This window comes from Vibrio sp. A8-1 (genome assembly GCF_013048685.1).
Lineage (GTDB): Bacteria > Pseudomonadota > Gammaproteobacteria > Enterobacterales > Vibrionaceae > Vibrio > Vibrio metschnikovii.
The window spans coordinates 1-14764 of the sequence record NZ_VHTC01000020.1; the positions used below are offsets into that span (position 1 = coordinate 1).

Consider the following 14764-nt stretch of genomic DNA (forward strand, 5'->3'; position numbering starts at 1 on the left):
TTAGGGGCTTTCTTTCTGCTCATAACAAACAGGATGAAGCACTGGAATGATCACTCAATAGTAAAAAGTGGATCAAGTGCTGAGTGTCACACTTTTTCTGTCAATAGGGGCTTGGTGAACACTTACTGACATTTTTCAATACGCCATAAACCAAACCACTTAAGTAACTAGTTTTTGGTTTTTAGCCATTGTCCCATGACAAATAAACCCACCAACATAGCCACAAAAAATACCCATACGTCACGGTTACCTAGCGCTAAACTTGACACTGCTGGCCCAGGGCAGATGCCTGCTAACCCCCAACCCAAGCCGAAAATAACCGCGCCGCTAATCAGACGACTATCGAGATGAGGATTATTCGCCAAACTAAAACTCGAGGCATTAAGGGGCTTAGATTTTGGTTTGATCACAATAAAATAAGCAGGCATAAAGACCAATAATGCACCACCCATCACAAACATTAGACTTGGATCCCAAGCGCCAGCAACATCTAAAAAGCCGATCACCTTGGTCGGATCCGCCATACCAGAAATCACCATACCGAGACCAAACAATAAGCCCGTTACCAGTGACGTTAAACGAAATAAGAACGTATTCATGATCTATCCTTACTAATAAAAAAAGCTATGCGTTTAAAGAAGATGCAAACGAACAAAGACGGTAATACCAGCAACCAACATAAAGATTCCCGTAGCAACAATAGAGCGCAGCGACAAACGTCCAATACCACAGATACCATGGCCACTGGTACAACCATTACCTAAGCGAGTGCCTAAACCAACCAGTAAACCGGCGATGATTAACATTCCTGTACTCGATGAGTACTGTAAAGGCACTTCGGCTCCCAGTAAGCGCACCCCAAACACGCCTCCCGCCACCAAACCAATCATAAATAACCAGCGCCATGCGGTATCTTGCGCTTTGGGGGTTAATAAACCACCAAGGATGCCGCTGATCCCAGCAACTTTACCGTTTAATAACAGCAATAAAGTGGCGGAGACGCCAAGTAACATTCCGCCAAATAGCGAATACCAAGGAATTGAAAATGTCATAATTACCTCATCATGAGTTAGCGTTATTTGGGTGACAAAAAATACGTTGTAAACTAGCGATTAGTTGTTTAACTCTATGATCAGCCAAAGAATAAAAAACTTGTTGCGAGCGTTTACGTGCGCTGATCAATCGCTGTTTACGCAGTAAAGCAAGATGCTGCGATAAGGCGGATTGACTCAATAAAGACGCTTGTTGTAACTGAGCTACCGCGACTTCACCTTCAATCAACTGACACAGCACCATCATCCGTTCAGGATGGGCCATAATTTTTAGTAATTCCGTGACCTCATCAATATGAACTTGCATTTGATCAATATTTATCTCAGCCATACGCTTATCTCCGGTCACACTGTCAACATAATAGTAATCAACCACTAAATTAGTCAACACTTATTTAGATTAATAAAAATTAGAAAAAACTAATTCATTAGCTTATACTCGTTGTCAGCATTTTTAGAAGCTAGAAGAGGTAATCATGACCAAAATCGTTATTATTGGTGGCGTCGCAGGTGGCGCATCTGCCGCAGCCAGAGCTCGTCGTTTAAGTGAAGAGGCTGAAATTATCATGTTCGAACGAGGAGCGTTCGTTTCCTTTGCTAATTGCGGTTTGCCTTATCACATCGGCGGTGATATTCAGGATCGCAGTAAATTACTGCTACAGACACCAGAAAGTTTTCTTGCTCGTTTTAACGTTGATGTGCGAGTGATGAATGAAGTGATAGCAATCAATCGCTCAGAAAAAACGGTTACCGTGAAAAACCTTGTCGATGGTACCGAATATAACGAATCGTATGATTTCTTACTGCTTAGCCCAGGGGCGAGTCCGATTGTTCCTCCTATTGCTGGTCTTGATAATCCACTCACACATTCGCTGCGTAACATTCCCGATATGGATCGCATTATCCAAACGATCCAGATGAACAAGCCCACTCACGCGACTGTCGTCGGTGGTGGTTTTATTGGTTTAGAAATGATGGAAGCTTTTCATCAACTTGGGATTAAAACCACGCTGATTGAAATGGCCGATCAAGTCATGACACCCGTCGATAGAGAAATGGCCGGCTTTGTCCACCATGAAATTCGCAACCAAGGCATCGATTTACGTTTAGGTGTCGCATTGCAATCGGTTGAATTTGTCGCAACCACTTCTATTGCGAATACGGATGCTGGCGAGCAAGATTCTACTCAGCATTTGTGTGGCCAACTGTCATTAACATTAAGTAATGGCGACTCGTTAACCACTGAGCTATTGATTATGGCGATTGGCGTACGGCCTGAAACCACACTAGCGCAACAAGCTGGATTAGAGATTGGTCAACTCGGTGGTATCTGGACTAACGCAGAAATGCAAACCAGTGATCCTTTTATTTATGCCGTTGGCGATGCGGTTGAAGAGCAAGACTTTGTAACAGGTAAACCAACACTCGTGCCACTGGCGGGGCCTGCAAATCGACAAGGTAGAATGGCAGCCGACAATATGTTTGGTCGCCAAGAAACGTATCAAGGAACACAAGGCACCGCTATTTGTAAAGTCTTTGATCTTGCCGTTGCTTCCACGGGTAAAAACGAAAAACAGTTAAAACGTGAAGGGATCGAATACGAAAAAGTCTACGTCCACACCGCCAGCCATGCCAGCTACTATCCGGGGGCAGAAATTGTCTCATTTAAAATGTTATTTGATCCCAATAATGGCAAAATATTCGGCGCGCAAGCGGTTGGCAAAGACGGAATTGATAAACGTATTGATGTGATGGCCGTAGCGCAACGCGCTGGTATGACAGTGGAACAACTTCAGCACCTAGAGTTAACTTACGCGCCACCGTACGGCAGTGCAAAAGATGTGATTAACCAAGCCGCGTTTGTGGCTACCAACCTGATGAAAGGTGATGCAAAAGCGATTCACTTTGATCAACTCGCCACCCTGAGTGACGATCAGATCATTTTAGATGTGCGCAATCCTGAAGAACGCCAAGAGGGTTGTTATCTACAAGGGGATATCAATATTCAGGTTGATCAATTACGTCAACGTATGAACGAACTACCAAAAGATAAAGAGATTGTTATTTACTGCCAAGTCGGGTTACGCGGTAACGTCGCTTATCGTCAACTAGTCAACAACGGCTTTAAAGCTCGTAATTTGATTGGTGGATATCGTACTTATTTTTATTCCAAAGTGTGATAACCACTTTATATATCGAAGAGATAGAGCATCCTGAACAGTCAGCGTAGGATGCTCATCATATAATTATGCTACCACTTGCTTTCGAACAGTCTCTTCTTTCATTTTGGTTGCATCAAAACCGTCATGCAAATGGTAATAACGCTGATAAATCATACCGCTCACTAACATTAAAACGGCAGGTAATCCTATCATGATGAACTCTAGTCCAGCGATCGTACTCTCTGTTTGCTCAACGTTGGGTACATAGCCAATAATGCTCAGACCTATACCAACGATAAAACCGCCTGCTGCACCAGCAAATTTAACCAGCATGGTTTGCACAGAAAAAATAACGCTCTCACTACGACGTCCCGTTCTATATTCACCATAATCTACGACATCAGCCAACATTACGGTTTGAAGAGCGTTGGCAATACCTACACCAAATTTAATAGCAGCCCCTGCGATTCCAATGATAATTACATTGGCCGGAGCAACAAATCCCATAATTAATAAAATAAAGCAGGATAAAATTGGAAAGCCACAGGCAATCATCCACAAATATTTACGAGGTAATAAAGCTGCAATTCTCGGAAATAAAAACACACCAGCTACTTCAGCAATACCGGCAAACATCATATAAACAGGAAATAATTCTGCTTTATTTAATGCATAAGAAAAATAATAGATAGCAAAACCACCAACAAGAAGGTTCGCGATTTGAAATGAAAGAACGGTACCAATCAATGCTTTAAGTTGATCATTTTTTCCAATAATCGTTAATACATCTTTAAAGCTAAATTTTGCTATCGTCATCGGAGGGGCTATTTTTTCTTTTACATTACGCGCAATTAAAAAAGCACTCATAATAAATAGTACAACAATCAGCATCGCAACATTAAAAAATCCTTTACCTTGATCACCCTGCCCTAGCTCGCCAACAATATACAGACCATAAGTTCCGGTCACAAACCAAGCAAGACTTGCAAATAAACGCGGCCATACCACTAATTTTTCTCTCTCCTGACGAGAACTAGATAGCGCTGGAATCATTGACCAGTAAGGAACATCCATGATGGTGTATGTTAATCCCCACAAAATATAAGCGGCGGCAGCATAGATATAAAGCGTTGTACCTTCAAACATATGTGTACTAAATAAGCCAACCAGAACGACCGCATTTAGCAGTGTACCAATGACAATCCATGGGCGGAATTTGCCAAACTTTGAGCGCGTATTATCGACAATGACTCCCATCATAGGGTCAGTGATCGCATCAATAATACGAGCAGCTAAAAAGATGGTACCAACGAAAGCCGCGGGTAAGCCGGCAACGTCAGTGAAGTAGAACATTAAGAAAATATAGATAGGAGCACAGGCAAAATCTTTACCGAGTGCACCAAGGCCGTAAGAAACCTTAGTTTGTAGCGTAATTTTATCAGACATAATCGTTCCTTAGTATCGTACTGCTATGAGTTTCTTGATAAGAACTCATGGCATCAATGTCTTTTATTTATTGTTCGACGCTAATGCTATCTATACACCTGATACCTTACTGTGATCTATCACCAGCTTATGGAAACGTTTACATCGGAGTTTAAAAAATGAGACATAGCACATAAATAATCCCTAGATAACATTAAAAATTATTAAAATCAAAACGTTATAATAATAAAATTATGGTTAACATTACTTTTAAGCAACACGAACAGCCGTTTAACCTTCTGGTTAAACGGCCTAAAAATATCAACAGTGAGGATTTAACGATTACACTTAATCCATACGTTCGAACTTGACCAATATTGCCGTTTCAGGATCCAAAATTGGTATTGTTAGACCAACTTTCTCACACCATAACCCCGAAACTTCACAACCAGACTCAGTCCAGAGAGGCTGATAATTGACAATATCATCGTAATTTGAAGGTTTATCTAGAAGAAAAACTCGATATAAGCCTTGTGGCGCTAATCCCGGAACTCTCAGTTGGCCGCTTAATGAATTGGTTGGCATCGCAAGCTGAGCGATCATCGCAACCGCTTCAGATTGATCATTGGCTACCACAACATGGATTTGGTGCGCTTGGTCATCGGTAGGTACTCGCCAAGTTCTACCAGTGTGTAGTAATGGACGTAATATCTTGTGTAATTTAATATAACGCTCAAAACCTTTTTTTTCTGATTTTGTTTCTTTAACAGGGTCTAGTTCTATTCCCATATGGCCAAATAGCGCAGTCAAACCACGAAATTCTATGCTGTGCTGTCTTCGGGTACTATGACAATGGCTCGATCCTATATGACTTCCCATCACTTCTGGTGGGAAAAAGTAACTCATCCCACGTTGAATCGTTTGACGCTCTAACGCGTCATTATTATCTGAAGCCCAGAAACGATGTGTTCGTTTAAGCACCTCAAAATCAATACGCCCTCCTCCAGCAGCACACGATTCAATCTCAACTTGAGGATGTTTGACTCGAACTTTATCGACCAATTCATAGTAACGTAATGTTTGATTGTACGCTGAGGCTTGGCCTAGATGAGCCGGTTGAACAACTTCACGGTTCATATCCCACTTGATATAGGCAATATTGTAGGTTGATAAAAAATAGTCAAGTCGCTCAAATAAGAAGTTAAAAGCTTCTTCATTCTGTAGATTAATCACATATTGATTGCGTCCAGTGGGTTGCTCATATCCATCAATAGCGAGCAACCACTCTGGATGTGCGCGAAAGAGATCGGAGTTTGTATTGATCATTTCAGGTTCAAACCACAATCCAAACTCCATACCTAATTGATTCACATGTTCGACAATAGGTTGTAAACCATTCGGGTACTTAAAGGGGCATAGAAACCAATCTCCTAGGCCAGCTTTATCGCCATTTCTTCCTTTAAACCATCCATCATCAATAATAAAACGCTCAACGCCCATCTCTGCTGCTTGGGTTGCCATTGACATAATATATTCAGGATTATGATCAAAGTAGATACCTTCCCATGTATTTAAATGAATGGGTCTAGGTTTATCACGAAAGCTTTTCGATAAAATGGCATCCCTGACATGTGAATGGAAATGATGGCTCATTCCATTCAACCCCGAATGACTATAACTTGCATAAAGCCAAGGAGTTGTGAGACTTTCACCCTCTTTGAGCGCGATTTCTCCTGGGAAATAAATGACTTCAGCTTGCATGTAACGACGACCGTCTGCTTTTACATCGACTCTTAATCGATGATTTCCACTCCAAGCAAAATGGAAACCCCATACCTCTCCGTTCATTTCATCAAAATGCGAAGTCCCAGCAACAAGCGCAGGATAATGCTCATGAGAAGTTCGACCGCGTCGGTTCTCTTGTTGATAACCGCCTTGTAACAGGGGCTGACGAACCGTTTGGAACTCATGCACCCAGCGCCCATAATAAGTCATCAACTCATTAACACGAACAGGCAGAGGGAGCGTATTAGCAAAACGATTAACTTGGTAAACCCCTGCCCGAATATTGGTCAACGTACAGCGAGTTTGCAAAACATCATGTTCATCGAGTTTTAACTCCGTTTTTAAATGAACACCAGCAGTGACATCCTCACTCTCAATAACAATGTTATCTTTATTTTTCTCGATTTGAGTTATCGCAAATACGGGGGACCAATGTTGACCATCACGATGACCTTCCAAACCCGGGCTACTAAACACTCCGCGGCCAAGCTCAGGAAGCAAAGTCATTGGTACATCATCATCTAAACGCCCATATGGTACAGGACGGGACAAAGTGAGACGCGATCGCTCAACGCCATCCCCCACATCTATCCCCCAATATAAGACTTCAGCATAATCTCCAAGCTCAACAATAAGTTGAGTCTGCTTACCTGTTAGCTGAACCAGTGTTTTTTGCCGCATGTTTTTTACCTTGATGTTGGGTACAGTTTGGTATGATAAATAAATTGACGAAATAAACTGTGAGCTTCGACAAATAATGATAACGTTTCCATTTCATGCGCAAAGCTTTGGAAATATTTATTGGAATTAGTTATTTTTATGACGAAAAGAGTCAGAAAACAAGAAGGCACAGTTTAGTGCGTCAAAAACGTAATCCAACCTAATGAAATAACGCACATCCTGTTATTATAGTCATCTTCATTAGCGCACCTTACTGCTAGCGATTGAGATCAATACTCGTGTTCTCAAGACGTTGAGAACCGTTATAACGTGTCTAAACCTGTTCTTTTTCCTTACCTATGCCAGCACATTTTATTAGGTATTCTTGTCTCTTACTTATTTAACGCCTCATGAAAACATGATGAGAATCACAAAAAAAAACTCCCTAACAATAGTCAATATTAAAATGCTACCTTTATCTTGAAAACGTTTCCAAAATTATTTATACTATTTGCCAGATTAGAAGCTTAGCGAAAAATAAATCCATAGACATAAAGTAAAAAGACAGGTGATAACGCTGGGATTTAACCTCTATACACAAGCTGAAGTTTGGCGAGTCAATCAATTAGCAGCAACCGTGGGTTACGTTAACTAAAACGCTTAAGCTCTCCTTAAAACTTTATTTAAAAACCGATAATTAGGTAAAGAATTCATGACAACATTTGTAGATATTATTCAACGACGTGACTGGGAGAATCCGCAGTCCGTGAACATTCACTGCCTAAAAGCACACAGCCCACTTCACAGTTTTCGTCACATTAACCATGCACGTGATGGTATTCATACTCAACGTCAATCACTCAATGGTCAGTGGAAATTCAAGCTTTTCAATAAACCAGAACTAGTCGATGGACAATTCATTGAAACCAACTTTAATGATGAAAATTGGGCTGAGATCACGGTTCCTTCCAACTGGCAGCTACAAGGTTACGACAAGCCCATCTATGCTAACGTCAAATATCCATTTGAGGTAAAGCCACCATTTGTTCCAGCAGAGAACCCAACGGGCTGCTACCGAACCAAAATTTCACTATCAGCAGACGATCTTACCCATACTCAACGCATCATCTTTGATGGCGTAAACTCTGCATTCCACTTTTGGTGTAATGGGACGTGGGTAGGCTATAGTCAAGATAGTCGTTTGCCCGCTGAATTTGACCTAACGCCACACCTTTTTGCAGGCGAAAATACGCTTGCCGTAATGGTGATTCGTTGGTGTGACGGCAGTTACTTAGAAGACCAAGACATGTGGTGGCTCAGTGGTATTTTCCGAGATGTCACCCTACTTTCTAAACCTAAGCACTGCATTGAAGATGTCTTCATTACTCCGGATCTCGACGCATGTTATCGTGATGGTTCTCTGTCTATCGTGACTCACATTTCAGCGCCAGACACTTACCAAGTTCAAGTCCAACTTTTTGAGGGCGAGCAGGCAGTAACAGAACCAAAAATTGATCGACCACATAACCGTCGTATTGATGAGCGTGGTACATGGAATGACGTTGTATTCCAGACTCTACATCTACACAATCCTAAAAAATGGACCGCAGAAACTCCCCATCTATACCGCTTAATCGTCTCATTATTGGATGAAAATGGTCACCACCAAGAAAGTGAAGCATACCAAGTTGGTTTTCGAAAAGTGGAAATCCGTGATGGTCAATTGAAACTCAATGGTAAACCCTTGTTGATCCGTGGCGTTAACCGCCATGAGCATCATCCAGAGCTAGGCCATGTCATGACAGAAGAAGATATGATCCACGATATCTGTCTAATGAAACAATACAACTTCAACGCAGTTCGTACCGCTCATTATCCCAATCACCCACGTTGGTATGAACTGTGTGATCAATACGGTTTGTATGTATGCGATGAAGCCAATATCGAAACTCACGGTATGCAACCGATGAATCGCCTTTCAAGCGATCCACAATGGGCACACGCCTACATGAGTCGCTATACCCAAATGATCATGCGTGATAAGAATCACCCGTCGATTATTATTTGGTCGTTGGGTAACGAATCTGGTCATGGCAGTAACCACAATGCCATGTACGCTTGGTCAAAAAATTACGATCCTTCTCGTCCAGTTCAATACGAAGGAGGTGGAGCTAACACTGAGGCAACGGATATCATTGCCCCTATGTATGCCCGCGTGAATACAACGATAAAAGATAAAGCCGTACCAAAATGGTCAATCAAGAAATGGATTTCTTTGCCCAATGAAACTCGCCCACTAATATTATGTGAATACGCCCATGCCATGGGCAATAGTCTAGGCAGTTTTAACGAGTATTGGGATGCATTTCGAGAATTCCCTCGCCTTCAAGGTGGTTTTGTTTGGGATTGGGTTGATCAAGGTTTAAGCCAGTGGGATGAGAATGGTCAACACTTTTGGGCCTATGGTGGAGATTTCGGTGATGAAATCAACGACCGACAGTTCTGCATCAATGGCTTGATTTTCCCAGATCGCACGGTACACCCTACGTTAGAAGAAGCCAAACATTGTCAACGTATGATTAGCGTTTCACTACAAGGACAAACGAATGGAGTTTGTCAGCTATTCGTGACAAATGAACATTTATTCCGTGCTACCGATAACGAACAATTAAACTGGTCACTGTTGGAAAATGGCAAAGCGATTCAATCTGGTTCAATCGCACTGAATATCAAGGCAGATAGCCAAGAAATCATATCGGTTGATTTAAATTTTGCCCCCCGATTAGACGCACAATATCACTTAAATACTGACATTATCTTGGTTGAAAAGACACTTTGGGCACCCGCTGGCCACATCTGCGCTTCGGAACAGTTTGCACTTTGTCATGGCAAAGGCCTAGTGATGCCTAAACTGGAAGTCCAACCGCCACCACTAACGAGCCAAACCAATAACATGATTATGGTCACGAGCCTAGATGGTCAGCATCAATGGTGTTGGGATAGCCAAACAGGCTTGATGATTGATTGGAAAGTCAACGGTAAAGCTCAGCTACTAGCTGCGCCACAAGACAACTTCTTCCGAGCACCACTGGATAACGACATCGGTATAAGTGAAGTGGATAATGTGGATCCCAACGCTTGGGTATGTCGTTGGGACAGCGCTGGTATTGGCCGATGGAAGCGCGAATGTGTAAGCTGTTATAGTGAAACACTAACACACTCGGTGCAAGTAACCTCAAGTTTCGCTTATCATTTTAATGGCGTCATTCAAGCGATCGCCACTTGGACACAAACACTAAAAAATAGCGGAGAGATGCAACTAAACGTTGATGTAAAACTGGCCGACGAACTCCCTCCAATACCACGCATTGGTTTGGAACTCATTTTGCCCTTGAATGAGAAAAACCCTATCATTACATGGCAAGGCTTAGGTCCATTTGAAAACTATCCAGATCGCTTGTCCGCAGCACGTTTTGGCTGTTACGAAAAAACATTACAGCAAATGCACACACCCTATATCTTCCCGACCGATAGCGGGCTACGCTGCAACGTTCAAAGATTAAGCATTAACCAATTAGAAATTATAGGAAACTTTCAATTTAGTGTTAGTCAATATAATCAAGAACAGTTAACCCAAGCAAAGCATACCAATGAACTGCTCATAGAAGATAAAATATATGTGAGGATTGATCACCAACACATGGGGGTCGGTGGTGACGACTCATGGAGCCCAAGCGTACATAAAGAGTATCAACTTTGTGCGAAATCCTATCAATATAGCCTTACTTTAAAATCCATGCTTAACACCGTTAGTTAACTAAATTTGATTTAGCCCCTTGATTATCTCTAGGGGCTTTTTCTAAAGTCGTTAACTCAATATCTTGAAACAACACAACAATTACATTGATAGGATTTGAATTTTCTAGTGATGAGGTGTTAAATGGCACGGCCGACAATACTAGAGAACCCTATGACGACTATCAAAGATGTTGCAAAAGCTGCAGGTGTATCCATAGCGACCGCTTCTCGAGTCATCAATAACTCACCCCAAACGAGTGAAAAAGCGGTTAAAGCCGTACAACAAGCAATGAAAGTATTGGGTTATCGACCCAATGCAAACGCTAGAGCACTAGTAAGTAAATCTTCCAATACTATTGGCGTATTGGTCAATGATGTCTCATCTCCATTCTTTGGCAGCATGGTCAAAGCCATTGATACCGTCGCTAGTGAACAAGGAAAACAACTATTAATAGGCAGTGGGTACCATGATGCTGATAAAGAAAGAAACGCCATCAACCTACTGATCAATAGCCAATGCGAATCTTTAGTTGTACATAGCAAAGGTATGAGCGATGAAGAACTTCGACAACTGGCTAATGAAATTCCGGGAATGGTGCTGATTAATCGAAGTATTCCTGGAATAGAATCTCGCTGTGTGGCTTTAGATAACTATAAAGGCTCCTACATTGCAACTGAATATTTAATTAAAAATGGTCATAGGGATATTGGCTATATTTGTTCTAGTCATGATATTGCAGATGCGCATGATCGACTCCGAGGCTATTACGATGCTCTGCGAGACAATCATATTACGATAAAAGAAAGTTATATTGAATTTGAAGAACCAGATGAAAAAGGCGGAGAGTTAGCCATGGTCAACCTTCTCGCCAAAAATATACCGTTATCTGCAATTGCAACCTATAACGACTATATGGCTGCAGGTTGCATGGCATTACTACAAGAAAATGAGATACGAATCCCTCAAGATATCTCTATTGTAGGCTTTGACGATGGTCATATCGCACGTTACATCTACCCTCGCCTAACCACTATTCGTTACCCAATACAAGTCATGGCCGCTGAAGCCGTCAAACTTTCAACTCAGTTGATAAATAAAGAGGTAATACAATCCCATACACAACGTCTATTCTTACCAATATTGGTTAGACGTTCTACTGTGGCAGTGAACAATCAAAACATCCCTTAAGGGGATTAATCGGTAGTCAAAAAAACAAACAGCTTGAATCATTAATTGGCATATTATTCAATTAATTAGTCGAAAAATTATTATTGATTCATGGTATTATCATCAATCTAACTTGCTAGGCTAAATCTGCCATTAAAGACGCTGATGAAAACCTCTCTTTAGGCTATTAACGTAGTCCGCTCACCAACCGTTGTGTGAGTGTATTCATCACTTATTAAAATGAAAGGTTATATATTACCCATGGCTACCATTAAAGATGTTGCAAAAGCTGCGGGCGTATCCGTTGCTACCGTTTCCCGCGTACTCAATAAATCCCCGAAAGCCAGTCAAGCGTCAATCCACGCCGTTACAGAAGCAATGAATGCCCTCGGTTATCGACCCAATGCGGCCGCTCGTGCTCTCGTTAGTCAGAGCACAAAAACAATGGGCGTCTTAGTATCAGATGTCTCTGATCCCTTTTTTGGTACTTTAGTCAAAGCCGTCGATACCATTGCCCGAGCAAATGGTAAACACATATTGATCGGTAATGGATACCATAACCCCAATGATGAGCGCCAAGCCTTAGAGTTACTCATCAACAACCGTTGTGATGCACTCGTGGTGCATGCTAAAGGCTTATCTGATGAGGAGTTGATTGGTTACGCCAAAGAGGTCAAAGGTATGGTTCTGATTAATCGCTATATCCCAGAGCTAGCCGAGCGCTGTATTTCACTCGATAACCGCAAAGGAGCATTCTTAGCAACGGAATATTTACTTCGTCATGGTCATCGAAAAATTGCTTGTATTGCCTCCTCACAAGACATAGAAGATACCGATGAACGTCTACAAGGTTATCAAGCCGCGCTCAGTGACTATGGTATTGAGCTACCTAAAAGCTACATCGAGTACGGCCACCCTAATAGCGATGGCGGCGAACTCGCTATGACTAATCTATTAGCAAAGTCATTAGAGATCACGGGAGTCGTCGCCTATAACGATTATATGGCGGCAGGCGCATTGGTGACCTTAGAACAAAATGGGATTGAAGTGCCCAATCAGATTTCTATCATTGGCTTTGATGATGGATTAATTGCTCGTTTTGTTCATCCAAGTCTTACTACGATTCGTTATCCTATTGAGATGATGGCTGAACGCGCCGCTCACTTAGCTTTGGCATTATCACGTGATGACGTGATTGAAGAAGAAACAGCCATATTCACCCCAACTCTCGTACGTAGAAACTCTGTCGAACGCTGCTGATCACAATCTAATTACGATAAAAAGCCCGCACTGTTTATTAAGCGGGCTTTAATTGTAAACAATTGTGGGTATCTAGCTCAATGCTTCATGTGGTTTTACAGACTTAACATCTACACCTTCAGCAAATTCACCTCGCTGCAACTTCTCTCGTAAAATTGCGTGTTGATCTTCAGTAAATGTATAACGGGACATAATGAAGATGCGCACTAATGCTCCTAACGCTGGTAGCAATGCAATACAGAAAAATATTCCATTCAGCGTCATTTCTGTTTGTTCTACATTGGGAACATAACCGATCATCGTTAAAATTATCCCAGTTAAACCACCAGCTACAGCAACAGAAAGCTTACCAGTAAAGGTCTGTCCCGAAAAAGTAATCGCGGCGGTCCGTTTACCACTATGGTAGTAAGAATATTCGACCGTATCAGCGATCATTGCTGAGATGAGAGGGTTAGTCATCATAAAGATCCCTGTTATTACCGCTAACCATATCATCACAGCGGTTGGATTGGTGTACCCAGTAAAATAGAATCCAATACGAGCGATGATCTCTAAAACACACAGCGCAATAAAAATGTCACGTTTTTTGAAACGCTTCGTTAATACAGGTGTAGCTAAACATGCAATCGCACTAACCAAAGTAATTGTGCCAATCAAAGAGACTAATCCAGCATCACCCATGTTGTAAGTGAAAAAGAAAATGTACAGTCCGTTAACTAGGTTGAAGAATACATTCATAAAAAACGCAGCCAAAATAAAAAACAGCGGCTTGTTCTTACGAACGGCTTGGAAGGTTTGTTTTAACGTAACTTTTTCGCAGTTTTTCGTCGAGATTCGTTCTTTAGTGTTGTAAAAACCGTTCAACATAAAGAGTAAACCCGCAATCATCAGTACAATTACCGCTGGTAAGTAACCCTGATCTGCACGGCCATCAGAGAAGTACACACTCAGTTTCGGAAATACAACCAAAGTCGCGCCGATACCCGCATTCACCCCTAACATGGCACAGGTTGCCGCTTTTGCTCGCTCTTGCGGTTCATCCGTCATAACAGAAGACATAGACCAAAAGGGCACATCAGAAATGGTGTAAAGCGTACCCCAAAGAATGTAAGTGATACCGGCGTACATCACTTTTGTCGACGTATCAGCATCGATGTTGTAGAACGCCGCGACCGTGACCAAAACAATCAGAATCGGCGTAAACAACATGTAAGGGCGGAATTTACCGAAGCGAGATTCAAGAGTGTCCATGTATCCGGCAATAAGCGGGTCATTGACTGCATCCCAAACTCGAGCAATCAAAAAAATCGTACTTGCTGCAATCGGTGAAATCCCCAAAATATCGGTATAGAAATAGAGAATAAAAGAGCCGACTAGGCCAAAGCTAAAGCACTGGCCTACTCCGTAGCCGAAGTAAGACATCAGCTCCTTATTGGTAAGTTTGTTTTGTAGAG

At 41.9% G+C, this 14764-nt stretch carries 10 protein-coding genes; 4 read left to right on the forward strand and 6 right to left on the reverse strand.

Annotation, left to right across the window (positions count from 1 at the left end; genetic code table 11):
- Positions 1–167 precede the first annotated feature (167 nt).
- Genes FKN93_RS11620 through FKN93_RS11630 form a run of 3 tightly spaced genes read right to left on the reverse strand, consistent with a single transcriptional unit; the run spans position 168 to position 1383 of the window.
- On the reverse strand, positions 168–599 hold the full coding sequence (locus tag FKN93_RS11620) for a YeeE/YedE family protein (RefSeq protein ID WP_170905138.1): 432 nt from the start codon (positions 597–599) through the stop codon (positions 168–170).
- A 33-nt stretch (positions 600–632) separates the two neighbouring features.
- Complete coding sequence (locus FKN93_RS11625) at positions 633–1052, reverse strand: YeeE/YedE family protein (protein ID WP_158145028.1); 420 nt, start codon at positions 1050–1052, stop codon at positions 633–635.
- Positions 1053–1062: 10 nt separating this feature from the next.
- A complete protein-coding gene (locus FKN93_RS11630) occupies positions 1063–1383 on the reverse strand; it encodes a metalloregulator ArsR/SmtB family transcription factor (protein ID WP_154171127.1) in 321 nt (106 codons plus the stop codon).
- 145 nt (positions 1384–1528) lie between these two features.
- Between FKN93_RS11630 and FKN93_RS11635 the strand changes: the two genes are divergently transcribed.
- On the forward strand, positions 1529–3232 hold the full coding sequence (locus tag FKN93_RS11635; RefSeq protein ID WP_170905139.1) for an FAD-dependent oxidoreductase: 1704 nt from the start codon (positions 1529–1531) through the stop codon (positions 3230–3232).
- 66 nt (positions 3233–3298) lie between these two features.
- On the opposite strand, the gene melB is transcribed toward FKN93_RS11635, so the two are convergent.
- The gene (gene melB, locus FKN93_RS11640) at positions 3299–4660 is read right to left on the reverse strand and encodes a melibiose:sodium transporter MelB (protein ID WP_170905140.1); all 1362 of its coding nucleotides are present in this window, start codon (positions 4658–4660) and stop codon (positions 3299–3301) included.
- Between the two features lie 327 nt (positions 4661–4987).
- The gene (locus FKN93_RS11645; protein ID WP_170905141.1) at positions 4988–7105 is read right to left on the reverse strand and encodes an alpha-galactosidase; all 2118 of its coding nucleotides are present in this window, start codon (positions 7103–7105) and stop codon (positions 4988–4990) included.
- 691 nt (positions 7106–7796) lie between these two features.
- Between FKN93_RS11645 and FKN93_RS11650 the strand changes: the two genes are divergently transcribed.
- From FKN93_RS11650 to FKN93_RS11660, 3 genes are all read left to right on the forward strand, one after another.
- Positions 7797–10901 carry a beta-galactosidase gene (locus FKN93_RS11650; protein ID WP_170905142.1) on the forward strand — a complete coding sequence of 1035 codons (3105 nt, stop codon included), beginning with the start codon at positions 7797–7799 and terminating at the stop codon, positions 10899–10901.
- A 153-nt stretch (positions 10902–11054) separates the two neighbouring features.
- A complete protein-coding gene (locus FKN93_RS11655; protein WP_170905143.1) occupies positions 11055–12071 on the forward strand; it encodes a substrate-binding domain-containing protein in 1017 nt (338 codons plus the stop codon).
- A 240-nt stretch (positions 12072–12311) separates the two neighbouring features.
- Positions 12312–13310, forward strand: a complete 999-nt coding sequence (locus FKN93_RS11660) for a substrate-binding domain-containing protein (RefSeq protein WP_170905144.1) — start codon at positions 12312–12314, stop codon at positions 13308–13310.
- A gap of 72 nt (positions 13311–13382) precedes the next feature.
- Here the strand turns inward: FKN93_RS11660 and FKN93_RS11665 are convergent, their stop codons facing one another.
- Positions 13383–14732 carry an MFS transporter gene (locus FKN93_RS11665; RefSeq protein WP_170905145.1) on the reverse strand — a complete coding sequence of 450 codons (1350 nt, stop codon included), beginning with the start codon at positions 14730–14732 and terminating at the stop codon, positions 13383–13385.
- Between the last annotated feature and the right edge of the window lie 32 nt (positions 14733–14764).

Bases quoted from the DNA above. Each gene is read 5' to 3' on its own strand.
- FKN93_RS11620 (WP_170905138.1), bottom strand. From the start codon at position 599: ATGAATACGTTCTTATTTCGTTTAACGTCACTGGTAACGGGCTTATTG.
- FKN93_RS11625 (WP_158145028.1), bottom strand. From the start codon at position 1,052: ATGACATTTTCAATTCCTTGGTATTCGCTATTTGGCGGAATGTTACTT.
- FKN93_RS11630 (WP_154171127.1), bottom strand. From the start codon at position 1,383: ATGGCTGAGATAAATATTGATCAAATGCAAGTTCATATTGATGAGGTC.
- FKN93_RS11635 (WP_170905139.1), top strand. From the start codon at position 1,529: ATGACCAAAATCGTTATTATTGGTGGCGTCGCAGGTGGCGCATCTGCC.
- melB (WP_170905140.1), bottom strand. From the start codon at position 4,660: ATGTCTGATAAAATTACGCTACAAACTAAGGTTTCTTACGGCCTTGGT.
- FKN93_RS11645 (WP_170905141.1), bottom strand. From the start codon at position 7,105: ATGCGGCAAAAAACACTGGTTCAGCTAACAGGTAAGCAGACTCAACTT.
- FKN93_RS11650 (WP_170905142.1), top strand. From the start codon at position 7,797: ATGACAACATTTGTAGATATTATTCAACGACGTGACTGGGAGAATCCG.
- FKN93_RS11655 (WP_170905143.1), top strand. From the start codon at position 11,055: ATGACGACTATCAAAGATGTTGCAAAAGCTGCAGGTGTATCCATAGCG.
- FKN93_RS11660 (WP_170905144.1), top strand. From the start codon at position 12,312: ATGGCTACCATTAAAGATGTTGCAAAAGCTGCGGGCGTATCCGTTGCT.
- FKN93_RS11665 (WP_170905145.1), bottom strand. From the start codon at position 14,732: ATGTCTTACTTCGGCTACGGAGTAGGCCAGTGCTTTAGCTTTGGCCTA.